The sequence below is a fragment of the Bilifractor sp. LCP21S3_A7 genome (genome assembly GCF_052118825.1).
Classification (GTDB): Bacteria; Bacillota; Clostridia; order Lachnospirales; family Lachnospiraceae; genus Bilifractor.
Genome location: NZ_JBQKGL010000004.1, coordinates 96982 through 122201 on the forward strand (window position 1 = coordinate 96982; position 25220 = coordinate 122201).

General features: G+C 51.8%; 20 protein-coding genes. 17 read left to right on the forward strand and 3 right to left on the reverse strand.

Annotated elements, in window-relative coordinates; all coding sequences use genetic code 11:
* The first annotated feature begins 1 nt into the window (after window position 1).
* The 6 genes from ACTQ1O_RS04820 to ACTQ1O_RS04845 all read left to right on the forward strand — a co-directional run bounded on the left by ACTQ1O_RS04820 (window position 2) and on the right by ACTQ1O_RS04845 (window position 9869).
* On the forward strand, window positions 2-916 hold the full coding sequence (locus ACTQ1O_RS04820; RefSeq protein WP_441474308.1) for a carbohydrate ABC transporter permease: 915 nt from the start codon (window positions 2-4) through the stop codon (window positions 914-916).
* A 54-nt stretch (window positions 917-970) separates the two neighbouring features.
* Window positions 971-2464 (forward strand): 4-alpha-glucanotransferase, encoded by a 1494-nt coding sequence (gene malQ, locus ACTQ1O_RS04825; RefSeq protein WP_441486459.1) that lies wholly within the window; start codon window positions 971-973, stop codon window positions 2462-2464.
* Between the two features lie 288 nt (window positions 2465-2752).
* Entirely contained in the window at window positions 2753-3790 is a 1038-nt protein-coding gene (locus tag ACTQ1O_RS04830) for a LacI family DNA-binding transcriptional regulator (protein WP_441486343.1), read from the forward strand.
* 18 nt (window positions 3791-3808) lie between these two features.
* Window positions 3809-5425 (forward strand): 4-alpha-glucanotransferase, encoded by a 1617-nt coding sequence (gene malQ, locus ACTQ1O_RS04835; RefSeq protein WP_441486460.1) that lies wholly within the window; start codon window positions 3809-3811, stop codon window positions 5423-5425.
* Window positions 5426-5556: 131 nt separating this feature from the next.
* The gene (locus ACTQ1O_RS04840) at window positions 5557-7824 is read left to right on the forward strand and encodes a glycogen/starch/alpha-glucan phosphorylase (protein ID WP_441486461.1); all 2268 of its coding nucleotides are present in this window, start codon (window positions 5557-5559) and stop codon (window positions 7822-7824) included.
* A gap of 260 nt (window positions 7825-8084) precedes the next feature.
* Window positions 8085-9869, forward strand: coding sequence for an LCP family glycopolymer transferase (locus tag ACTQ1O_RS04845; RefSeq protein WP_441486344.1), 1785 nt, complete (start codon window positions 8085-8087; stop codon window positions 9867-9869).
* Window positions 9870-10039: 170 nt separating this feature from the next.
* On the opposite strand, the gene ACTQ1O_RS04850 is transcribed toward ACTQ1O_RS04845, so the two are convergent.
* A complete protein-coding gene (locus tag ACTQ1O_RS04850; protein ID WP_441486345.1) occupies window positions 10040-10798 on the reverse strand; it encodes a DUF3786 domain-containing protein in 759 nt (252 codons plus the stop codon).
* A gap of 333 nt (window positions 10799-11131) precedes the next feature.
* Here ACTQ1O_RS04850 and ACTQ1O_RS04855 point away from each other — a divergent pair, with 333 nt between their 5' ends.
* The 11 genes from ACTQ1O_RS04855 (at window position 11132) to recN (ending at window position 22538) form a co-directional block, all read left to right on the forward strand.
* Window positions 11132-12724 (forward strand): peptide chain release factor 3, encoded by a 1593-nt coding sequence (locus tag ACTQ1O_RS04855; protein WP_441474096.1) that lies wholly within the window; start codon window positions 11132-11134, stop codon window positions 12722-12724.
* A gap of 234 nt (window positions 12725-12958) precedes the next feature.
* Entirely contained in the window at window positions 12959-13348 is a 390-nt protein-coding gene (locus ACTQ1O_RS04860; RefSeq protein WP_441474095.1) for an Asp23/Gls24 family envelope stress response protein, read from the forward strand.
* 157 nt (window positions 13349-13505) lie between these two features.
* Complete coding sequence (nusB, locus tag ACTQ1O_RS04865; RefSeq protein ID WP_441098889.1) at window positions 13506-14000, forward strand: transcription antitermination factor NusB; 495 nt, start codon at window positions 13506-13508, stop codon at window positions 13998-14000.
* 57 nt (window positions 14001-14057) lie between these two features.
* On the forward strand, window positions 14058-15290 hold the full coding sequence (gene xseA / locus ACTQ1O_RS04870; protein ID WP_441486462.1) for an exodeoxyribonuclease VII large subunit: 1233 nt from the start codon (window positions 14058-14060) through the stop codon (window positions 15288-15290).
* Window positions 15291-15509, forward strand: a complete 219-nt coding sequence (gene xseB, locus ACTQ1O_RS04875; protein ID WP_441098887.1) for an exodeoxyribonuclease VII small subunit — start codon at window positions 15291-15293, stop codon at window positions 15507-15509.
* Window positions 15499-16395, forward strand: a complete 897-nt coding sequence (locus ACTQ1O_RS04880) for a polyprenyl synthetase family protein (RefSeq protein ID WP_441486346.1) — start codon at window positions 15499-15501, stop codon at window positions 16393-16395. Before xseB ends, ACTQ1O_RS04880 begins: the two co-directional genes overlap by 11 nt.
* Window positions 16396-16483: 88 nt before the next feature.
* Complete coding sequence (gene dxs, locus ACTQ1O_RS04885) at window positions 16484-18337, forward strand: 1-deoxy-D-xylulose-5-phosphate synthase (RefSeq protein ID WP_441486347.1); 1854 nt, start codon at window positions 16484-16486, stop codon at window positions 18335-18337.
* A 158-nt stretch (window positions 18338-18495) separates the two neighbouring features.
* Window positions 18496-19326 (forward strand): TlyA family RNA methyltransferase, encoded by an 831-nt coding sequence (locus tag ACTQ1O_RS04890; protein WP_441486463.1) that lies wholly within the window; start codon window positions 18496-18498, stop codon window positions 19324-19326.
* A gap of 5 nt (window positions 19327-19331) precedes the next feature.
* The gene (locus tag ACTQ1O_RS04895) at window positions 19332-20201 is read left to right on the forward strand and encodes an NAD(+)/NADH kinase (protein WP_441486348.1); all 870 of its coding nucleotides are present in this window, start codon (window positions 19332-19334) and stop codon (window positions 20199-20201) included.
* 146 nt (window positions 20202-20347) lie between these two features.
* Complete coding sequence (argR, locus tag ACTQ1O_RS04900) at window positions 20348-20803, forward strand: arginine repressor (protein ID WP_441474089.1); 456 nt, start codon at window positions 20348-20350, stop codon at window positions 20801-20803.
* Between the two features lie 55 nt (window positions 20804-20858).
* A complete protein-coding gene (gene recN / locus ACTQ1O_RS04905; RefSeq protein WP_441486349.1) occupies window positions 20859-22538 on the forward strand; it encodes a DNA repair protein RecN in 1680 nt (559 codons plus the stop codon).
* A gap of 89 nt (window positions 22539-22627) precedes the next feature.
* Here recN and ACTQ1O_RS04910 read toward each other — a convergent pair whose 3' ends face one another.
* On the reverse strand, window positions 22628-24265 hold the full coding sequence (locus ACTQ1O_RS04910; RefSeq protein WP_441486350.1) for an ABC1 kinase family protein: 1638 nt from the start codon (window positions 24263-24265) through the stop codon (window positions 22628-22630).
* Between the two features lie 518 nt (window positions 24266-24783).
* Entirely contained in the window at window positions 24784-25185 is a 402-nt protein-coding gene (locus ACTQ1O_RS04915; RefSeq protein ID WP_441486351.1) for a hypothetical protein, read from the reverse strand.
* Window positions 25186-25220 lie beyond the last annotated feature (35 nt).

Here is a 25220-nt window from a genome sequence, read left to right on the forward strand (position 1 = left end):
AATGAAAGTCAAAAAAACAAAAGAGAATGAAGTGTCTGCCGCCAGAAAATCGAAGCACGGCACAGCACTGACCGTGTTCTTCTCGGTACTTTCCTTCTTTTGGATTCTGCCGATCCTTATCGTTGTGCTGAACTCGTTTAAGAGAAAAGCATACATCTTCAAGAATCCTTTCGGAATCAGTAATGTAGCGCTGTCACAGGGCTTTGACAGATGGCGCGCGGGAATCCACAAGACCTTTGTAGGACTCACCAACTATGCAACGGCAGTCAAGAAGACGGATTTCTTCCGCTGCTTCGGATACTCGGTATTTATTACCGTGGTTTCTGTTGCACTGATCGTGCTTCTGTGTTCCATGACTGCATGGTACATCATCCGTGTAAAGAACGTGGCGACGAAAACGGTATATCTTCTGTGCATGTTCTCTATGATCGTGCCTTTCCAGATGGTTATGTTTACGCTTTCCAAGTTCGCGAACATTCTTCATCTCTCGAATCCGGTCGGTATCTGTATTGTTTATCTGGGATTCGGAGCGGGACTAGCGATCTTCATGTTCACCGGATTTGTAAAGCAGATCCCGATTGAGCTGGAGGAAGCGGCAATGATCGACGGCGCCACACCGGTACAGTGCTATTTCCAGGTTATCCTCCCGGTTATGAAGCCGACGCTGATCACGGTTTCCATTTTGGACGCGATGTGGATCTGGAACGACTACCTTCTGCCTTCTCTGGTACTGAATGTCAACAAGTACAAGACGATCCAGATCGCCGTTCAGTATCTGAAGCAGTCTCACGGTCAGGTTGACTGGGGCGCTATGATGGCGGTTCTCGTTCTTGCAATCATCCCGATTGTCATCTTCTACATGGCAGTGCAGAAGTACATTATCGAGGGTGTCGTTGCCGGCGCCGTTAAAGGCTGATGAATAAATCTAAAGAATGGGCCTGGTTGTCCCGGGCCTGAGGAAAGGAAGAAAATAATGAGGGCTAGCGGAATACTGATGCCGATCTTCAGTCTTCCCGGAAAATACGGAATCGGGTGCTTCTCGGAGGAAGCGTACAGGTTCGTGGATTTTCTGAAAAAAGCAGGACAAAAATACTGGCAGATTCTGCCGGTTGGACCGACGGGATTTGGAGATTCCCCCTACCAGTCCTTTTCTACCTTTGCAGGGAATCCCTATTTTATCAGTCCGGAGGAACTCGAGAGACAGGGGCTGATCCGGAAAGAGGATATCCCGGAGCCGGAAGAGGACGCAAGGGAGGACCGTGTAGATTACGGATGGCTTTACAACACGCGATATATAGTCCTGAGAAAGGCATTTCAGAACTGGAAGGGGCAGGAGCATCCGGATTTTGTGGAATTTCTGTCCGAGAACGGGTACTGGATTGAAGATTACGCTCTTTTTATGGCAGAGAAGGACCACTTCGGGGGAAGAAGCTTTTCCGAGTGGGATGCAGATATCCGCTTCCGGAGACCCGCTGCCATGGAAAAGGCGAGGCAGGAACTTGCGGATGAGATTCTGTACTATGAATATATTCAATACGAGTTCAACCGGGAATGGACAAAACTGAAAAAATATGCAAACGAGAACGATATCCGGATTATCGGTGATATTCCGATCTATGTATCACCGGACAGCGCGGATTTCTGGGCACACCCGGAACTCTTTCAGACAGATGAGAACAATCTGCCGACCAGTGTAGCCGGATGCCCGCCCGACGGTTTTTCTGCAGATGGACAGCTTTGGGGCAATCCTCTGTATGACTGGGAGTATCACAAGAAGACCGGATACAATTGGTGGCTGAAGAGAATTTCAAAATGCGCAGAGCTCTATGATGTGATCCGGATTGATCACTTCAGAGGTTTTGACGAATATTACTCCATCAAGGCGGGAAGCCCGAACGCAATCGGAGGGCACTGGTGCAAGGGACCGAATACAGATCTGTTTAATACGATCCGGGAAAAAATTGGTGATATCCGGATTATCGCGGAGGACCTCGGCTACATTACAGATACCGTGAAGAAAATGGTAAAGGAAACCGGATACCCGAATATGAAGGTGATCGAATTTGCTTTCGATTCGAGAGATTCCAGTGGCAGAGCTGCGTATTACCCGTACAACTACAATAGCAACTGCGTTGTATATACGGGTACTCACGACAATGAGACTCTGCTGGGCTGGCTCGGGAACATTCTGCCCGAGGAGAGGCAGGAGCTCAAGGATTATCTGGGAACGGATACAGAGGATGACCGGGAGATTGTGGACCGGACCATTCGTCTGGTTGAGAGCAGTGTAGCGGATCTCTGTGTGGTACCGATACAGGACTGGCTTGGACTGGACAATTCTGCCCGGATCAATCATCCGAGCACGACCGGTACAAACTGGGTGTGGAGACTGAAGGAAGGACAGATAACAGAGCAGCTTTCCGACAGAATTGATAAGATCTGCAGTATATACGGCAGAATCTGAAGAATAGTTTAACATGGAATAACCTTGACATTGATAAGCAAATAAGCCATTATTAAATGCTGACAGAACCCGCGTCGTCAGACAGACGGATGCGGGTTTTTTTCAGAGCACTGATTGGAAACGTTTCCCATCAGAAAAAACGTATGCGAGGAGGATTTTTACGAAAATTTTTATTCACGCATTGTGTCACAGACTTTATAAGCTGCAGATCACGTTGTACCGCACATTCTAAATAATGCAGCAGGGTATGACGACTGCAGAAGGGACATTTGAGGAGAAGATAAGAAGTTGGCGGGGTTAACGATTAAAGATATTGCAAGGATCTGCAATGTAAGTATCAGTACAGTGTCGAGGGCAATCAATAATGACCATGGCATTAACAGCCAGACGCGGGAGCGTGTGCTGCAGGTGGCAAAGCAGTTCGGCTATGTTCCGAATAACAGCGCAAGAAACCTGAAGATGGCAGAGTCAAATACGATTGCGCTGATGAGCAAGGGTATGAATAATCCCTTCTTCCAGGGGATGTATCCTTACTTTCAACAGGAACTGGAGAAATATAATTATGAATTTCTCCTGCACTCGATGCCTGAGGAGATTGATGAGGGATACGAGGCAGAGGAAATCGCGAAGGAAAAAAGACTCAAAGGCATGATCTTTCTCGGAGGAAGACTCGATTATCCCGAGGCAGTGCTCGGGAATATACAGGTTCCCTTTGTTTTATGTTCTGTCGCAAGTGCCGTGAGTGTAAATATGACGAACATGAATGTCTCTTCGGTGTCCATTGATGATGAGAAAGAGGCTTACAAGGTTGTGAAGTATCTGATCCGGATGGGCCACCGCAGAATCGCGATTATCGCAGGCAAGAAGCATGATCACACGGTAGCCTTTCTGCGTGAATCCGGCTATCGCAGGGCGATCAATGAGAGTGGAATCGAGATGGATCCGGAGCTGATCCGCTATCTGGATGACAGCATTCCCGAGTATACAGAGGCAAACGGGTACGCGACCATGAAGAAGCTGCTGGAGTCCGGCACGGATTTCACTGCGGTTTTTGTGATCTCGGACCGGATGGCTACCGGGGCTTACAAGGCCATTTATGATTCCGGCAGGAAGATACCCCGGGATATTTCCGTGGTTGGATTTGACGGAATCGAGCTTTCACGGTATTTGTATCCGTCACTCACCACCGTGGTGCAGCCGGTTCAGAAGATGGTAAAGTCCAGTGTGGAACTGCTGAGGGCCCAGATCCTGGGTGATACAACAAAGAAGCATCTCATCTATGATGCGGAGCTTTCCGAGGCGGACTCCGTGAGAAATCTGCTCTAAGGGGCGGGTTGTGACGGAATTGCACGGGAAGTACAGGAGAACGAGGTGAAAATGAGAACAAGTGGTATTTTGCTTCCGGTTTCATCCCTGCCGACCCGATATGGAATCGGCGGTTTTTCGGATGAAGCGTTTGAATTTGTGGACCGGCTAGAGGAGGCCGGGCAGAGCTGGTGGCAGGTCCTGCCACTGGGTCCGACCGGATACGGGGATTCTCCGTATCAGTCCTTTTCCACCTTCGCCGGGAATCCCTACTATATTTCACTGGATAAGCTGAGAGAGGAGGGACTTCTTACCGCTGAGGAATGCGAAGAGGCGGACTGCGGTCAGAACCCCGAATATGTAGATTATGAGAAAATCTACTTCAGCCGCTTCAAGGTTCTGAAGAAAGCCTTCGACCGGTTCGAGCGTGGATCAAGGGGACTGGATGAACTGGAGACTTTCTGTGAGAAGAATCGGGACTGGCTTGCGGATTATGCTCTGTACATGGCAATCAAGAACAGCCGCGGCGGAGAGGAATGGAGCCGCTGGCCAGCGGAGCTGAAGGACAGAGATCCTGAGGCGTTAAAGGCGGCGGAGAGTGAGCTCCAGACAGAGGTAAAATACTACTGCTTCCTGCAGTTAGAATTCGCGAAGCAGTGGAAGGCATTGAAGGATTATGCGAACGGGAAGAAAATCGGCATTATCGGAGACATTCCGATCTATGTGGCAATGGACAGCGCGGACTGCTGGGCAGGCAGGGAGCTCTTCCAGTTCGGCAGTGACGGTAAACCTTCCGGGGTCGCGGGATGTCCGCCGGATGCATTTTCCGCTGACGGACAGCTCTGGGGGAATCCGCTGTACAACTGGGATTATCACAGACAGACAGGATACCGCTGGTGGATCCGCAGAATGAAGAGGTGCGCGGAGCTTTATGATTCGGTCAGAATCGATCATTTCCGTGGATTTGCGGGGTACTATTCGATTCCCTTCGGTGCGCCGAATGCCAGAAATGGTCATTGGGAGAAGGGCCCCGGCATAGATCTGTTTCATGCGATCCAATCTGAGCTCGGAGATCAGAATTACATCGCTGAGGATCTGGGCTTCCTGACGGATGATGTCGTAGAAATGGTAAAGGAAACCGGATATCCCGGGATGAAGGTTCTGGGATTTGCCTTTGACGGCAGTCCGGATAATGGTTATCTCCCGGATCACTACGAGAAGAACTGTGTGGTATATACAGGCACTCATGATAACGAGACGATTGTGGGATGGTTCCGCAATCTGAACCGAAAGGGGAGAGCCTTTGCAAAGAAGTATCTCGGACACAGAGTTGTTCCGGAGGAGGATTTTGTCAGGCTTGCGCTGATGAGTGTCGCGAATCTGGCGATTATTCCGGTTCAGGATTATCTTGGACTTGGCGATGAGGCAAGAATCAATGAGCCGTCTACACTTGGGGACAACTGGAAGTGGAGACTTGTCCCGGGGCAGTTTGATGCGCACACGGCGGGGAGGATCCGCGAGCTGACAGAAATCAGTGACAGACTCCCGGCAAGTGAACGGAACAAACGAAACGACCGGGCGAAGGACCGTACGAAAGTTAATCCAAAAGATAGTACAAAGGAAACGGAAACCGTAAACAGCTGTGCCACGAAATGAGGACACAGGGACATTGCGACTGAACTTTAGACAGAAGTTATACTTTGAGACAACAACATGTGAGAGAAAATAAGGAGAATCAAAGCATGGGAACAATGGAAGAGAAAAGTGTAGATACGACAGATGCTGTTATGGAGGAGAGAATCGAGAAAATTCTGACGGTGCGTTTCGGAAGAGGACTGAGGGATTGTACAAAAGAGGAAATTTTTGAGGCTCTGATGCAGATCACGAAAGAGGAGATGGAGGGACGTCCGAAAGTAGAAGGCAAAAAGAAGCTCTACTACATTTCCGCCGAGTTCCTGATCGGAAAGCTGCTTTCCAATAACCTGATCAACCTTGGACTCTATGACAAGGTGAATGCCATCCTGAAGAAATACAAGCTCTGTGTTGCAGATATCGAGGGACTTGAGAATGAGCCGTCGCTCGGAAACGGCGGTCTCGGCCGTCTTGCCGCATGTTTCCTGGATTCAATCGCTACGCTGAATCTGTGCGGAGACGGAGTGGGTCTGAACTATCATTACGGATTGTTCCGTCAGGAATTTCTGAACAACAAGCAGCATGAGGTGATTAATCCCTGGATTCGCAAGGACAGTTGGCTGGAGCGCCGCCCGGAATCCTTCGAGGTGCCGTTCGGCAGATTTACTCTGAAATCTACGATGTATGACATTGATATTCCAGGATATGAGACCGGAAAATGCAACCGGCTGCACCTGTTTGATCTCGATTCGGTCGATGACGGCATGGTTCAGCCGGACAGCATCAATTTTGATAAGAGAGATATACAGAGAAATCTCACCCTGTTCCTGTATCCGGACGACAGCGACCGGGACGGAAGAATTCTGCGTGTATATCAGCAGTACTTTATGGTAAGCAATGCTGCGCAGCTGATTCTGAAGGAAGCGGACGAAAGGGGAGTAGACCTTCACAAACTCGACGAGTATGTTGCTGTACAGATTAATGATACCCACCCGTCTATGGTGATTCCGGAGCTGATCCGTCTTCTGACCGCGCGCGGCCTGTCCATGGATGAGGCAATCGCGGTAGTCACAAAGACCTGCGCATACACCAATCACACAATCCTCGCGGAAGCTCTTGAAAAATGGCCGATCGATTATCTGGAGGAAGCGGTACCGCATCTTCTTCCGATCATTCGGGAGCTGGACAAGAGAGTCAGGGCAACGGTGAAGGATGAGACAACCTACATCATCGACAAGAACAATCTGGTTCATATGGCATCGATGGATATTCATTACGGGCATTCGGTCAACGGTGTCGCTTCTCTTCACACGAAGATACTCGAGGAATCCGAGCTGAAGAATTTCTATAAGCTTTATCCGGAGAAATTTAACAACAAGACAAACGGCATTACGTTCCGCCGCTGGTTCATCGCCTCCAACCCGGAGCTCACCGCCTATATCGAGTCCCTGATCGGCCCCGGATTCCGGAAGGATGCTATGGAGCTGGAAAAACTGATGAAATATCATGATGATGAGAAGGTGCTCAATGAGATCGGCAGAATCCGTCATCACAACAAGAAAAAGGCGGCGGAGTATCTGTATGAGACACAGAACCTCGTTCTGGATGTGGACTCGATCTTTGATGTACAGGTAAAGCGTCTGCATGAGTATAAGCGTCAGCAGATGAATGCGCTGTACGCGATCTATAAATATCTTGAGATCAAGAAGGGCAATCTTCCGAAGCGTCCGATCACGATGATCTTCGGCGCCAAGGCGGCTCCGGCCTACACCATCGCAAAGGATATCATACACCTGATTCTCTGTCTGCAGGAGCTGACGACAAAGGATCCGGAGGTAAGCCCATACCTCAAGGTTGTCATGATTGAAAACTACAACATTACCAAGGCGGAGAAAATCATCCCGGCTGCGGATATCTCTGAGCAAATCTCTCTTGCTTCCAAGGAGGCTTCCGGCACAGGCAATATGAAGTTCATGCTGAACGGAGCCATCACCCTCGGAACCGAGGACGGCGCCAATGTAGAGATTCATGATCTTGTCGGAGATGACAACATCTACATCTTCGGAAAGAAATCGGAAGAGGTTGTGAAGCTGTATGAGACCGAAGGCTACAAGGCAAAGGACTATTACGACAATGTGCCGCTGATTCACAGACTGGTTGACTTTATCATCGGAAGTGAAGTGAAGAGTGTCGGCGATCCGGTAAGCCTTGAGAGACTTCACCATGAGCTGATTTCCAAGGACTGGTTCATGACTCTTCTCGATGTTGAGGATTATATCCGCACGAAGGAGAAAATGTTCGATGACTTCAATGACCGCAGGAGCTGGTACAAGAAGGAACTTGTGAATATCGCGAAGGCAGGATTCTTCTCCTCCGACCGGACCATCGCTCAGTATAACAAAGACATCTGGCATCTCAGCTGAGACAGGCTCTGCAGAGTTGTTAAGGGCTGCCGCAATGCGGCGGCCTTTTTTACGCGAACAGTGAGCCGCAGCCGAATGCGAAGTATTCGTGTGCGGCGAGCGTCGCGATAGCGAGATAAAAATCGCGCAGCGTGTTTTATCTCGCTGCTTGACGGAAAAAATAAATTCTGCTATTGTGCACATATGCGGGTCAGAAGACCCGGAGAGTGCACGCGGAGCATGGATCAGGGATAATAGATAATATAAGAGGAAGAAAATTTATGAGCAGAGAGTCAGACGACGATCATGAGTACAGGCGGTCCGGGAGAAGAACGGATGACGGCCGGGAGTACAGAAGTTCGGGGAGAAGAGCGGACGATGGCCGGGAGTACAGCAGGACCGGGAGAGGGACGGACGACGACCGGGAGTACCGAAGCTCCGGAAGAAGGCAGAATGACGAAATGAGGCGCAGCTGTTCCGGGAAAAGGGCAACCAGAAAAAAACGAAAGAAAACTGCTCTGACGATCTTAATCCTGGTTGTCGCTGTACTCGCGGCAATTGCGATTATTTTCTTCCTGTTCCTGGAAGGAACACTTAACAGTATCAAGAGAGTTGACAAGTCCAATGAGGCCTATGTGGCAAGGAGCGATGAGACCTTTGAGGTGGATTCCAGCGCGGGAAGCGACACGATGAACGCGGACGACGTCAATTTTAATGCTGGTAATATCGATGTCATGGACAGTGATGATGTGAAGAATATTCTGCTGATCGGACAGGATAAACGTTCGAATCAGAAAACCAGAACGCGTTCCGACACGATGATTATCGCGTCGATTAATACGAAAACCAATAAGATCACGATGGTATCGCTGATGCGTGACATGTATGTGCCGATTCCCGGATATTCGGCAAACCGGATCAATGCCGCGTATGTGTTCGGCGGAATGAGCCTTCTCGATCAGGTGATCAAGGAGGACTTCGGAATTACCATTGACGGCAATGTCGTTGTGGATTTTGACGGTTTCCTTGAGACTATGACGAAGATCGGCGACCTCGATATAGAACTCACTGAGGACGAAGCAAATTATATGAATGCAAACGAGGGACTCGGCTCGGCAGAGGATAATGCTTCTGTGTCAAAAGCATGGGGACTTACAGCTGGGGTGAATTCGCTGACACCGGAGCAGGCACTCACCTACAGCCGGATGAGATATGTCGGAAACTCTGACTGGGAGAGAACGGAGCGGCAGAGAAAGCTTCTGACCGCGGTATTCAAAAAAGCCAAGAAATCAAGTGTGACGAAGATCCTCAGCATGGTCAGTGACCTGATCCCGTATTTTGAGACAGATCTGAGCAACAAGGAAATCCTGAAATATGTAAAGACCGTATTCAGCGGCGACATCAAGCTGAATTCAAAGAGCTACCGTATTCCGGTGGATGGCGGCTACACTTCTCAGACAATCAGCGGCATGTCTGTGCTGGTTCCTGATCTTGAGATTAACAGCGCTTATCTTCAGCATTACCTGTACAATAAGAAGATCAGTGAATCTCTGAAGGAGACTGCAAAAAAGGCGGAAGTTTCGACGAGCTCTGACACAACAACACCTTCCGGCAGCGGTTCGTCCGGCAATACAACAGACGGAGGCAGCACCTATTCGTACAATACGGACAGCGGGAACGCGTATTCGGGCAGTTATGACAGCTCCCAGGATTCATATTATGAGGAAGAAAACGGAACCGGCGGCTCGGGTACATATGGGCAGAATGATTACAGCGGCGGAACGGCTGGCGGATACAACGGTCAGGAATATGCCGGAGACGGAGATGCGGGAGACGGATCAGGTATGAATCCCGGTGCGACGAATTCTGGAACGAATCCGGGGACAACAGATTCGGGAACTGGAAACGGGGCAGTGGACAATTCCGGAAATACGGACAACAGCGGTGCTGGAACGGGGAATCCGGGTACCGGGGACAACGGGGGCACAGGTGCTGCCGGAACCGGTTCGACAGATACTGGCGCAGGAGACGGCACAATGACAGGAGCGGCCGGAACTGCCGCATAAATGATAGACAGCGTATCAGGCGCAAAATAACTGAATCTGTCAGCAGATTTGTATAAATGGCATGCATAAGGAGACGACAGCATATACATCACCGGACAGAACAGAAGATCACCGGTTCTTCCTGATCCACGGCCTGCAGGGGCAGATCGTGGACGGAGGAACCGGTGATCTCATTTATTCGGTGTTTCGAACGGAGAAAAGCGGTAGTCCTTTAACACATCAGGCATGGTAATAAAATCCTCGAGGCAGTCGTGGATGGTACCAATCAGATACCAGACCGTCTCATAACGGATAAACTGGAGAGCGTTCTGCGGCAGAAGAAACTGGTAATTCACTGGAAATTCTTCATCCCCATCCCAGAACTGAAACCAGACCGGGAAGCGGTCAAATACGGGGAGAAGGAAGCTTACATCCGCGCTCCCGGGAGCAGGCGTACCGTGGACGGCCAGACAGGCCTCTCGTAAATCATCGGCCTTTCCTGAAAAAAGAGACTTGTCTGAATTCGAGACGAGTGAGGTGGCATGATACGCGCCGATGATGCCTCCAAGCATGGAAACGGATGCCCACTCACCGGAAGGAATCGGCATCTCACCGTCAAGAGAGTAGGTGAGCATCTCATAGACCGTCATGGCAATCCCCGGTGAGGCTTTACGGTAGCCGGTTTCAGAAGGGGACGCAGCCTCGGAAGAAATCATTGAAGGGCAGGGCGAATCAATCTGAACCTCACAGGTGTGTCTGAGAATACGGGCGGGAAAGGAAAGATAACGGAAAGAAATCATGGAGTCATCTGCGTCAAGGTGATAGTGCCGGATGATTTTTTCCTGGTCGAAACCCTGAAAGAGTTTCCTGCCTGATTCCGTGAAACGCTCATAGTTGCTGTGCTTTTTGTACTGTTCAATGGTGTTCTGTATCTTCTTGTTTTCTGCCATATCGGGATCCCCTCTTTCATACCTGTAGCGGGCGTTATCTTCAGGAAGGAAGACAACCGCTTCATCAGAGCAATATGTGTGCTTATATTCAGGATAATCAGAGAAGTGCAGGTTGTCAAATAAGCATGATCATTGTTTTTGAACCATCATTCGGCGGGATCGCCGGTTCTTTCAACCATTGACGGAAAAACTTTCTCTGTGCTATATTTATAAGGTTTAGATAGAAGTTGTCAAAGCAGTGCAGAGAATGAACGGCGTACCGGACAGGTGCGCCCCGGATAGCGTGACAATGTTCCGGTCAAGGACTCTGCGATCGGATTAGGAGTATAGAACGTGGCTGATTATAGAAAAGAAATTCAAAAGAGACGTACCTTTGCGATTATTTCCCACCCGGATGCAGGTAAAACGACACTGACTGAGAAATTTCTGCTGTACGGCGGCGCCATTAATCTTGCAGGCTCTGTCAAGGGAAAGGCGACGGCAAGACATGCGGTATCTGACTGGATGGAGATTGAGAAGCAGAGAGGAATTTCCGTCACGTCTTCCGTTCTTCAGTTTAATTATGAGGGCTACTGCATAAACCTGCTGGACACACCGGGACACCAGGACTTCTCAGAGGACACCTACCGTACGCTGATGGCTGCGGATTCCGCGGTGATGGTGATTGACGGCGGCAAGGGTGTGGAGCCGCAGACGAGAAAACTGTTCAAGGTATGCGCCATGCGGCATATTCCGATTTTTACGTTTATCAACAAGATGGACCGGGACGCAAGGGACACCTTTGATCTGATCGATGAGATCGAGAAGGAGCTGGGCATTCCGACATGTCCGGTTAACTGGCCGATCGGTTCCGGAAAGAGCTTCCGCGGTGTGTATGACCGCGATACAAACAAGGTTCTGACGTTCTCAGATACGATGAAGGGAACGAAGGAAGGTAAGGAAGAGGAGATTTCTCTTGATGATCCGCATCTTCTGGATGTTATCACAGAGGATCAGAAGGAACAGCTGGAGGAGGAGATGGAGCTTCTGAACGGAGCGGCCGAGGAATTCGATCAGGAGAAGGTGACGGCGGGAAAGCTGTCCCCGGTATTCTTTGGATCAGCGCTGACTAACTTTGGAGTGGAAACGTTCCTGCAGCACTTTCTGAAGATGACGATGCCTCCGCTGGCAAGAATGTCCGATGAGGGTCTCATCGATCCGATGCAGGAGGACTTTTCCGCTTTTGTGTTCAAGATTCAGGCAAACATGAACAAGAATCACAGGGACCGGCTTGCCTTCATGCGCATCTGCTCCGGCCGTTTTGAGGCGGACCGTGAGGTCTATTATGTGCAGGGCGACAAGAAGATGAGACTTCTGCAGCCGCAGCAGATGATGGCGGATGACCGGCATGTCGTGAATGAGGCGTATGCGGGCGACATCATCGGTGTTTTTGACCCGGGTATCTTCTCGATCGGAGATACGGTGTGCGCGCCGGGCAAGAAATTCCGTTTTGAGGGAATTCCGACCTTTGCGCCGGAACATTTCGCAAGGGTTACACTGATTGACTCGATGAAGAGGAAGCAGTTTGTGAAGGGAATCCGTCAGATTGCACAGGAAGGAGCAATTCAGGTATTCCAGGAGATTCACGGCGGAATGGAGGAGATCATCGTGGGCGTCGTCGGCGTCCTTCAGTTTGATGTGCTCAAGTTCCGGATTGAAAATGAGTACAACGTGGACATCCGGCTTGAAATGCTTCCATATGAATATATCCGCTGGATCGAGAACTGGCACGACGTGGATCTGGACCATATCGTCGGAACGTCCGACATGAAGAAGGTGGAGGATATGAAGGGACAGCCTTTGCTGCTCTTTGTCAATTCCTGGTCGGTCGGAATGGTCCTGGACCGGAACGAGGGCCTTGTGCTGACCGAATTCTCGCGGAATTGACGGACTCGTCGAGAAGAATGCGACGCAGGCGTCCGATGAGGCCGTCATGTTGGCCTGCCGCGCAAAGAATCATGAACAGTAACAAGATCAGGGACTTATCCGGGATGATTTTCCGGGAAGAGTTCACAAAGACGGCGGCGTTTGGTATAATTAGTGCAAAATCGGTAATCCGAAGGAGACAGGCATCCGGGATACGCGGCAGACGGCAAAGCGTAAGCGATGAAGGAGGAAGTTATGTCACAGAAGGGATCTAAGGAAAAGCAGAACACATACATGATTTATGACGATCACACCATCGGAACCGTTCAGATTGCGGATGAGGTCATCGCAACGATCGCTGCGCTCGCGGCGACGGAGAATGACGGCGTTGCATGTCTCGGAGGAGGCATCACTCACGCAAAGGCGTCCCGGGCAGGCGCGCGTGCCCTTGCCAAGGGCGTACGGATTGAACTTCAGGACAAGGTGATCCGTGTGAGCATCATTATCATTATGCGATTCGGATATAATATTCCGGAGACGACGAAGAAGGTTCAGGAGAGAGTGAAGAACGCGCTGGAGACGATGACGGGCTTTGAGGTCGCGGATGTGAACGTGAGCGTCGCTGATGTGCAGGTTGAGAAATAAGTAGGCACTGCGAAGACTGACTGATTATAGAGGCCGAAAGATAGATAAATGCGGCGAAAGCTGGCTGCCTGTGCAGCTGAAAAATAAGTAGGTGCTGCGAGGAATAGCGGCCTGTGCAGTTTGTGAGACAATAATAAGATCGGGAGATATTGAGAGAATGATACGTACCCAGCTGAGAGAGACAATTTTTCGCCTTCTTTTTATGAAGCAGTTTGCCGATAAAGAGGAGATGAATGATCAGGTAACACTGTATCTGGATGAGATGCGGGGAGGGCTCGTTGAGATTCCCTACGCTTCCTATGAGAGCAGGGAGGAGGAGAGGGAGAACAATCCCGCTTTTGCGAATGCCGAGGATGTTACGATGGAGGACGAGAAGTATATCCGTGAAAAGCTTTCCCGGATACTCGAAAAACTTCCGGAAATTGACGGGAAGCTGAACGAGGCGTCCAGGAACTGGAAGACCTCACGCATGGCGAAGGTGGATCTCAGTGTCTTGCGGCTCGCGGTATATGAGATTCTGTATGATGCGGATATCCCGACCGGAGTGGCAATTGATGAGGCGGTGGAGATCGCGAAGCATTACGGAGGAGAGGAATCCGGCTCCTTTGTGAACGGCGTTCTCGGACAGATCGCGCGGGAAGAGAAGGAATGATCTGTATTGAATCATAATATATATTCGGTCGGACAGGTGAATGCATACATCCGGAATATGTTTGCGCAGGATTTTGCGCTGCGCATGATATCGGTGAAGGGTGAGATCAGCAACTGCAAATATCACCGCTCCGGCCATATTTATTTTACACTGAAGGACGAGCAGTCCGCCATGTCGTGTGTTATGTTTTCGGGCGACCGGAGGGGCGGCCTGGGATTCCAGATGAAGGATGGAGACCGCGTCGTTGTGACAGGGCCGGTTGAGGTCTATACGAGAGACGGAAAATATCAGCTCTATGCCAAGAAGATTGAGCTGGAGGGAGCCGGACTTCTCTACGAGCAGTTTCTGAAGCTGAAGCAGGAACTGGAGGATATGGGAATGTTTGCGCCGGAATACAAGCGTCCAATCCCGAAGTACGTCCGCACACTCGGGATTGTAACAGCGCCGACGGGTGCTGCCATACAGGACATCCGGAATATATCGCTCCGCAGAAATCCGTATATTCAGCTGATTCTGTATCCTGCTCTCGTACAGGGCGAGGGTGCGGTTCCGAGCATTGTGCGGGGAATCGAGACACTGGACCGGCTCGGGGTGGACTGTATCATCGTCGGACGTGGCGGCGGATCCATTGAGGATCTGTGGGCTTTCAATGAGAGAGAGGTCGCGCGGGCGGTCTTTGATTGTCAGACACCGATCATCTCCGCTGTCGGTCATGAGACAGATACCACAATCACGGATTATGTTGCAGATCTGCGGGCTCCGACCCCTTCCGCTGCCGCAGAGCTTGCAGTAGCTGACGTACGGGAGATTCTTCATCGGATGGAGGCGTATCGCGGGCGGATGCTCTCCGATATGGAGAGGAGCGTCTCCGCTGCGCGTGACCGGCTGGAGGCGGACCGGGCAAAGATTCGTTATCTGAGCCCGGCGAATCAGCTGCGGGAGAAGAAACAGCGTCTCGCCGACCTGGAGGACCGTCTGGCGGAGCGCCAGGAGCGGATTCTCATTGAGACCAAGAGACGGTGGAATGATCAGCTCCATCTGCTGCGGGAGCGTTCTGCGCAGATCACTGCGGAGCGAAGACATCATCTGGAGCTGCTGATCCGGCAGCTGGACGGACTGTCTCCGATACGGAAGCTGAATCAGGGTTATTCGTATGCTGAGGATGAAAGCGGCAGGAATATTTTTTCCGTAGATCAGGTCAGGCCGGGAGACGAGCTGCTGCTTTCGGTCACAGACGGAGTCATCCGCAGCAGCGTCACAGACACGAGGAAGAGAAGGAGGGAGGTCTGAATGGAATCTGCTGAGAAGAAGGAACTGACTCTTGAAGAATCCTTTCAAAGGCTGGACGAGCTGATCGCGAAACTGGAGGATCGGGAGATTCCGCTGGAGGAGTCGTTCGCGGTTTACAAGGAGGGAATGGATCTTCTGAAATCCAGTCGGGAGAAAATTGATACCGTTGAGAAGAAAATGCTTCAGATAAGCGAAGATGGTGAATTAAGTGAATTTTGACGAGGAATTAAAAAAACGTCGGGATCGGGCGGATGCTGTTCTTGAGCGTTACCTTCCGGCGGAGGACGCAGTTCCGGGGAAGCTGGCGGAGGCGATGAACTACAGTATCCGGTCCGGGGGCAAACGGATCCGTCCGATTCTGATGATGGAAAGCTATCAGATGTTCGGCGGCAGGAAAACGGTTGTGGAGCCGTTCATGGCTGCCATTGAAATGATCCACACGCATTCTCTCGTGCATGATGACCTTCCTGCCGTTGACAATGATGAGCTTCGCCGGGGCAGAAAGACGACACACGCGGTGTTTGGAGAGGCAATTGGAATTCTGGCGGGGGATGCCTTGCTGAATTATGCCTACGAGACAGCCCTGCAGGCTTTCCGGCAGACGGAGGATGCACAGCTTGTAGTGGAAGCGCTTGAGATTCTGGCGCGGGAAACCGGTCTGTACGGTATGCTTGGCGGACAGAGCGTGGACGTAGAAAATGACAAAAACGGCATCTGCGCGCTGCCGAAGGAGATGCTGGATTACATCTATCTCCACAAGACGGGTGCACTGCTGGAAGCTCCGCTGATGATCGGGGCGGTTCTCGCAGGCGCGGGCAGGGGGGAGACCGAATCGATGAGGGAGATCGGAAGACGGATCGGTCTGGCGTTCCAGATTCAGGATGATATCCTGGATGTGATCAGTACTGCGGAGGAGCTGGGTAAACCGGTCGGTTCCGATACGAAGAATGACAAGACGACGTATGTCACGCTTCAGGGCGTGGACGGCGCACAAAGGACCGTGAGGGAACTGACTGATGCTGCGGTGAAACTTCTGGACAGCATACCGGGAGAAAAGGAATTCCTCCGGGAGTTTCTGATTCGCATGGCTTCCAGAAGTAATTAAAGATCAGGTGTCAGATGGAGCTGGATACCGTGAATTCCGATCGATTCCGCCGGAAAGACACGGGAAGAGATATAGAGGGGGGATGGCTATGCTGGAAAAAATCAAGAAACCGAATGATGTGAAGAAAATTCCGGCGAACCGGCTCCCGGAGCTGGCGGATGAAATCCGTCAGTTCATGGTTTCGTCCGTCAGCAGAACCGGCGGACATCTTGCGTCGAATCTGGGAGCGGTTGAGCTGACGATTGCGCTTCATTATGTGCTGAATCTTCCGAAGGATAAGATTCTGTGGGATGTGGGACATCAGTCCTATACGCACAAGATTCTGACCGGGCGCATGGATCGTTTTTCGACGCTTCGGCAGGAGGGTGGACTTTCCGGTTTTCCGAGGCGGGAGGAGAGCAGCTGTGATTCGTGGGACGCGGGGCACAGCTCGAATTCCATTTCCGCCGCGCTCGGCTATGTCAGGGCGAGGGATCTGAGGAGACAGCAGTACACGGTTGTTTCCGTGATCGGTGACGGGGCGCTGACCGGCGGCATGGCGTATGAGGCGCTTGACAATGCCGCGCAGCTGAAGACGAATTTTATTATTGTTCTGAATGACAACAACATGTCGATTTCCGGAAATGTGGGAGGAATGCATGATTATCTCGCGACGCTCCGGACATCTCACGCGTACACGGATCTGAAGGAACAGGTGGCCGGAAAGCTTGAGAAGCTTCATGGCGGAGATGAAGTGATCGAGCGGATCCGGAAGACGAAGAACAGCATCAAGCAGCTTGTCATTCCGGGAATGCTTTTTGAGAATATGGGACTTACCTATCTCGGGCCGGTGGACGGTCATAATATATCCGCGATGATTCGTCTCTTTGAGGACGCAAAGCGGATTAACGGTCCGGTGATCGTGCATGTGAAGACCGAGAAGGGGCATGGCTACGCTCCGGCTGTCCGGCATCCGTCCAGATTTCACGGGACCGGCGCGTTTGACGTAGCGACCGGAATCCCGGAGAGCAGAGGGGTCGTCTCCTGGACGGATATTTTTTCCACGGTTATGGTCAAGATGGGAGAGCGGAATCCGGATGTCGTGGCGGTTACCGCGGCGATGAAGGAGGGAACAGGGCTGAAGCGCTTTGCAAATCGTTTTCCAGACCGGTTCTTCGATGTGGGAATCGCCGAGGAGCATGGGGTCACGTTCTCTGCGGGCCTGGCTCTCGGAGGACTTATTCCTGTTTTTGCGGTTTACTCCTCCTTTCTTCAGAGAGGATTTGACCAGATTATGAATGATGTCTGCATGCAGAACCTGCATGTGGTTTTTGCGATTGACAGAGGCGGACTCGTCGGTGCGGATGGAAAGACACATCAGGGAGTATTCGACCTGTCCTATCTGACCATGCTTCCGGGGATGACCGTGATGGCTCCGAAGAACAAGTGGGAGCTTTCCGATATGATGAAGTTCGCCGTGGCATTTCATGGACCGGTTGCCATCCGTTATCCGAAGGGAGCAGCGTACAGCGGGCTTATAGAATGTCGTGAGGAGATTGTTCTGGGAAAGGGAGAGGTTCTGCGGAAGGGAAAGAAAATCGCGCTTCTCGCTGTTGGATCCATGGTGGCTGAGGCTGTGGCGGTTGCGCAGCGCCTTGAGGCGGATGGATGGAACCCGACGGTTGTAAATATGCGCTTTGTAAAACCGCTTGACCGGGAGCTTCTGCGGGAACTGGCATGTGACCATGATCTTTTCGTGACGATGGAGGAAAATGTCAGATGCGGAGGATTCGGGGAGCAGGTCCTCGACGAGATGAAGAGCCTGCCGGAGGAAAATCCGGTGCATGTAGAGATCATTGCCATTCCGGATACCTACATTCATCACGCCGGCAGAGATTCGCAGCTGCGGACGGCCGGCATCGACGCGGAGACGGTTTATCAGAGAATCTGTGAAATCCTGTAAGGAACGGTCCGGTTACTGTTCGCAAGGCGAGGCTTATGCGGCCAATAGCTGAACAGCGCGCAGGTTGTATGAGTCTGGTTATTGTTCGTAAGGTATGGCTTTTGTGGTCCTGCTGCCATCGGGCAGCGGAGAAACCGGAGACGAGGGGAGGAAGAAGTGTGGCGAAGAAACGCCTGGATATACTGGTGACAGAGAGGGGACTGGCTCCCTCGCGGGAAAAGGCAAAGGTGCTGATCATGGCCGGTGAGATCTTTGTAGACGGGCAGAGGGAGGACAAACCCGGAATGACGTTTGCGGAGACATCGGAGATCACGCTGAAGGGACGGGATCTTTTTCCGTTCGTGAGCCGCGGCGGACTGAAGCTGGACAAGGCAGTGAAGAGCTTTGCACTGGATCTTTCAGGAAGAGTCTGCATGGATGTAGGCGCGTCCACCGGAGGTTTTACGGACTGTATGCTTCAGAACGGAGCGGTCAAGGTGTATTCGGTTGATGTGGGACGGGGACAGCTGGACTGGAAGCTTCGTGAGGACCCGAGGGTTGTTGTCATGGAGAAGACAAACATCCGCTATGTGACGGCGGATGATATCCGGGAGCGGCCTTCGTTCGTTTCCGTGGATGTTTCCTTTATTTCGCTGACAAAGGTTCTTCCGGCTGTAAAGGCGCTGATGGAGCCGGAGGGAGAGCTTGCATGCCTGATCAAGCCGCAGTTTGAGGCGGGACGTGAAAAGGTCGGGAAAAAGGGCGTCGTCCGCGATCCTGCGGTGCACGAGGAGGTGATCCGGATGATTGTTTCCTTTGCCTCCGGCATTGCGCTCTGGCCGGAGAAGATTGATTATTCCCCGATCAAGGGCCCGGAGGGAAATATCGAATATCTGATATACCTGAGAAAATATTCCGATGGAAGCGGCAGCAGCCGGATTACGGAGGAGATGATTCGTGAGACCGTAGAGGCCGCGCACAGCGCCCTTGACAGGAAAGCGGAGAAATGATACGTATGACAGCTATGAAGAATTTTTTTATCATCACGAACTTTGCCAAGGATCCGGATCGGAGTATTACAGATTCGATTGTGAGATATATAGAGAACCGGGGCGGAAGGGCCGCGGTTCACATTGACAGCGCAGCCCCGGAGGACGGACGCCGCAGCACGGAGCCGGATGATATTCCGGAGGATACCGACGGAATCATCGTGCTCGGGGGTGACGGAACTCTGATCCGGGCTGCGGACGACGTGGTGGACAGACAGATTCCGCTCCTCGGAGTGAATCTGGGTACATTGGGATATTTGACGGAGATAGATCGGAATTCTATTTTTCCGGCCCTGGATGCTCTGCTGGAGGGCAGATATCAGGTCGAGTCCCGCATGATGCTGCGAGGGAGAGTCTATCATGAGGGAAAACTGATCAGTGAAGAAAGTGCATTGAATGACATCGTGATCGGGCGGGAGAATTCCATGCATGTGATTTCAATAACAAATTATGTGAACGACGCATTTCTGAATTCCTATCGCGCAGATGGCATGATCATTTCCACACCGACCGGATCAACCGGGTACAGCCTGTCTGTGGGCGGCCCGCTGATTTCGCCGGAGGCTCATCTGTTTCTGATGACTCCGATTGCCGCACATACCCTGAACACCAGAAGCATTATTCTTCCGGAAGAAAACAGAATCACGGTAAGGCTCGGACCTGGCCGGGACAATACCATCGAGCATGCGATGGCTTACTTCGACGGCGACCGGAAGGCACCGATGGTTACCGGAGACAGCGTCGTGATCGTCCGTGCCGACAGGGATGTGAAGATTACGAAGATACATAATGACAGCTTTCTCGGAACACTGAGACGGAAAATGAGTAACATCTGAGGATGAAAAACTGCGGAAACGGTACAAAGCGTGCGGATGCGCACCGGAGCGGACACCTTCGGGCGCGGAGGGGAGAAAGAAGAACAGAAGCTGTATGAACGGGCGGCGCGCTGGCGCCGTAAACGTTTTACGGATGGAGGATTCAGGTGAAGCTTGAGAGACAGACAGAGATATTAAGACTGATCCATGAATATGAGATCGATACACAGGAGGAACTTGCCAGAAGGCTGCAGGAGAACGGCTTCGATGTGACGCAGGCAACCGTCTCGAGAGATATCCGGGATATGAAGCTCACGAAGGTTGCCGGAGAAAATGGCCATCTGCGGTATACGCTTCTCCAGAATCAGGCGAAGGATACCGCCGGGCGATACGTGCGTATGCTTCGGGATGCGGTCACGGCGATCGACGTGGCTGGAAACCTGCTGGTGGTTCACACGGGCTCCGGAATGGCTATGGCAGCAGCGGCGGTCATTGACGAGATGAGCTGGGAGGAAATCGTCGGCTGTATCGCGGGAGACAATACCATTTTCTGTGCCACGAGGAGCGTTGACGAAGCCATGCGTGTGAAAGACAAGTTTCAGAAGTTACTGGAAAAATTCTGAGTCTCGACGGAAAAATTTTTCCGTGACCTCAGCAGTAAACAGGAGGAAGAAGAGAATGCTTGCAGAGCTTCATGTCAGGAATCTGGCTCTGATCGATGAGGCGGAGGTTGCCTTCGGCCCGGGCCTGAATATTCTTACCGGCGAGACGGGAGCCGGAAAATCCATTCTGATCGGTTCCATTAATCTGGCACTCGGCCACAAGATGCAGAAGGAAATGCTGCGCAAGGGGACGGGAGCCTGTCTTGTGGAGCTCGTTTTTCAGATTGAGAATCCGACGATTCTGCAGCGCCTTCAGGATATGGATGTTGATACCGAAGAAGGGCAGCTGATCATTACACGGAAAATCACGGACGGCAGAAGCATCTGCCGCCTGAACGGAGAAGTAACAACCGCCGCGAGGATCCGGAAGATTTCCAGCCTTCTTCTGGACATTCACGGGCAGCATGAGCATCAGAAGCTTCTGTACCCGGACAACCAGCTGGAAATTCTGGACGAGTACGGGCAGGATATTCTTGCCCTGCCTCTCGAACGGGTGGAGGACTCGTATCAGGCGTGGCGCGCGGTATGCGAGGAGCTGAAGGAGTATGAGATTGATGAGAAAGAGAGAGAACGTGAGCTTTCTTTTCTGAAGTATGAGATCAGCGAGATTGAGGATGCCGCTCTGGTTCCCGGCGAGGAAGAGGAGCTTGAGAAAAAATACCGGCTGATGTCGAACAGCAAGAAGATCGCGGAGTCATTGGGCGAGGTACACCGTCTGACCGGGTACGAGGATGGCGCCGGAGACATGACCGGCCGCGCGGTACGGGAGCTGTCGCAGGTGGCCGGATATGACGAGGCGCTCTCGGGATTTGCTGCGAGCATCGGAGACATTGATAATCTGCTGAATGATTTTAACCGGGAGATCTCGGATTATCTGTCGGAGTTTACCTTTTCCGAGGAGAAGTTCTTCGAAACCGAGAAAAGGCTGGATCTGATTAACGGTCTGAAGGCGAAGTACGGAAAAACGACGGCGGACGTCCTGGAATATCAGAAACAGCAGAAGAATAAGCTGGAGAAAATGGAAAATTTCGACCGGCAGAAGCAGGAACTTTTAAAAAAGAAGGAAGAGCTGCAAAAGAATCTGGAACAGGACTGCCGGGCACTATCCGATGAGAGGCGGAAGGCAGCTGCGGATCTCTCCGCCGGAATCCGGGATGGACTGAAGGAGCTGAATTTCCTCTCGGTAGAATTTGAGATCCGTTTTTCCAGAACCGCCAGCTACAGCAGAAAAGGATATGACGCAGTAGAATTCTTGATCTCGACCAATCCGGGTGAACCGGTTAAGCCGCTGGCATCTGTCGTTTCCGGAGGTGAGCTTTCGAGAATTATGCTCGCCATCAAGACGCTTCTGGCGGACAAGGACGACACAGAGACTTTGATCTTCGATGAGATTGACACCGGAATCAGCGGAAGGACGGCACAAAAGGTGTCGGAGAAGATGGCGAGGATCGGAAGAAATCACCAGGTGATCTGCATCACACACCTGGCGCAGATTGCGGCAATGGCGGACCATCATTTCGAGATCGCCAAAAGTGTGGAGAATGCGTCCACGATCTCCAGGATCCGTGAACTCAACAGCGAGGAGTCTGTGGAGGAGCTGGCACGTATCCTGGGAGGAGCAGAGATCACCCGCGCAGTGCGGGATAACGCAAGAGAGATGAAGCTTCTCGCAGAGGAGAAAAAGAAGGCACTCTGATCATGGTGCGCTGAATTATCCGGTGTTCCTTTGGCTTTGCCGCGAAGTCTGTAAGATCTTATGTCCTGGCATCTTTACATTGTTCAATGTTATTTTGGCTTTGTCGCGAAGTGCCGGATCACGAGGAAGAGTACGATGACGCCTGCAGCGGAATATCCGAGAAAACCGAGAAGCGGCATTCCAAGTATCTTCGGATGCATATCCGTGAGACAGAGAATGCTGGATGAGATCAGTAGTGCGACCACCCACATGCCGATGACGATGTTCTGGACGAGTTTCCGCATCAGCCACGCAAGATTTTTCGAGGTTTTCAGCTCCAGATTGACACGGCTCTGTCCGTTCAGGTATTCCTTCATGATGCGGCTCATCAGGGAGGGAAGCTTCGCGGCGTCTCTGGCGGCGTAGAAAAGGTCCTGCCCGCTGTGACTGAGAGCTTCTTTCCAGTCAAAGCTTTTCAAATAGGAGGCCTGGATTCGCTGAGAGGCGATTTCCGCCATATTGATGTCCGGACTGATCTCTGCAAGGTCACCTTCCATATGTGTCAGCCCTCTTGCCAGCATAGTGAGACCGTGCGGCATCGTAATTCTGTTTTTCTTCATGGCGTCCATGACATCCATGAAGAAATCTGCAATGTCTATTCCGGCGATGTCCGTGTCGCCGTAGCGCTGAAGGATATCACGCAGATCCTGGTACAGCTGTTCTCTGTCGGGCTTTCCCTTTCGGAAATCCGCCAGCGACAGTACCGCGTTCTCCACGCGTGACACGTCATGATCGGCAATTCCTTTCACTGCCTCTGTGAGCAGACCGCGTTCTCGCTCATTGAGGCGTCCCATCATTCCCATGTCGATCCAGATGATCTTTCCATCCCTGATTCGCAGATTCCCCGGGTGCGGGTCCGCATGGAAGAACCCGTCGTTAATGACCTGCTTGATGTAGTTGTCGACCAGCTTCGCTCCGATTTCGTGAAGATCATAGCCGTTTTTCTGAAGGGCTTCTGTATCCGTGATGGAAAATCCGTCAATGTATTCCATGACGAGAACCTGTGAGGTTGTGTACCTGCGGTATAGCGTCGGTACGCCGACGAATGCGACGTCACTGTTGCATCGGGCAAACTCTTCCATGTTGTCTGCCTCTTTCAGGAAGTTCATTTCCTCCTGTGCAACCGACCACAGTTCATCGAGAACCTGACTGAGATCCACGACATTTTTAAGCCCGCCGATGGAAGGCAGTAATCTTACTGCCCGGTGGAGAAGCCGGATATCCCGGGACATGGTGTCGTATATGCCCTTCCGCTGCACCTTGATGATAACGTTCTCACCGGTTTTCAGACGCGCGCGGTGTACCTGAGCGATGGACGCGGAGCCAAGAGAGACAGGGTCGATGCTCTCGAAGATCTCGGACCATCTGTCGCCGTAGGAGGTCTCGATGACGGAGATGACGTCGGAGAAGGGCATGGGCGTCACTTCAGAATTGAGCTTCATCAGCTCTGTGCAGTATTCCTTGGGCAGAATATCGGAGTGAAGGGACATAATCTGTCCGAGCTTGATATAGGTAGGGCCAAGTTCCTCGATGACAATTCGAAGCTTCTCCGGGGTGACGCCGCGGAAGACCTTATTTTCGAGGAGAATCTGCGTGATCTCCTTCAGACGGGAGGAACTGTCCGGCTTTTTTTCTGGATTTTCGGGAACAGCAGGATTGTTGTTCGCTTTCTCTTCTGCATGATTCATGACAAATTCTCACATTCTCTGTAAAGATCTGTGGTCCGCAGGGACACCACAGGTGTATCAGCATGCCGTGACGGAGGAGGAAAGCCGGCAGTATTGGCCGCTTACGCGTCACTTCGTGCTCATACCTGTTGTCGTCGCTAATGTTCTTGCCCACTGGTGAGCAAGCTCCCCGTGGGCCAAGAACATTGCGACTGGACTTTTCAGTAAACCTCATACGATAAGGCGTGCCACATACTATATAAGTCCCCGCGTCACTTCGCTGCTTCGCAGCTTCCGTGCCGCTAACAGGTATTCGCATTCCCGCGTTGCTTCGCACCGCTCCATGCTCATACATGTTAGCGTCGTTCAAGCATGCAGTTTTCTGTGCATGCTTCGCATGCCCAAAAACTGCCCGCTTGACGACGGCTTTATACAGTAAATGAGCCCCGCAGGCGGAACGCTGAGGCCGGTGAGACCGCAGAATGCTCCGTGCTGTGGGGCGGGTCGGACAAGGAATTCAGGCTGTCCGGATGGCAGGCTCAGTCGTCCGGGGTTTCGGCTGCAGCGCTTTTGTCTGCAGAGGTCTTGTCTGCAGAGGTATCCTTCGCGGCAAGCTGCTCCTTCAGAGCAGCAAGCTGTTCAGGAGTCAGGCTGTTGAGCATTTCGGAGAAGTCGTCTCCCTTGAGAGCGGCTGACGGTTTCTCGGAATCGGCCTTCGCCGCGGTCTTCTCCTTCGCCTTTGCCTTTGCATCAGCTACGGCGTCATCTACCTTGTGCTTGAGCTCCTGATTCAGAACTTTCCCCTGCTCAACGGTAAGCTCTCCCTTTTCGACGAGGCTGTCGATGGCCGCCTTTGATTTCTCCGCGCCGAGAGCTACAGCTCCCACACCCGCGAGAAAAATTTTACGGAAGGTATCCGTCAGTTTTAAATCGTCACTCATAATGATTCCTCCTTTTCTGCACTCATAGGGTTGAA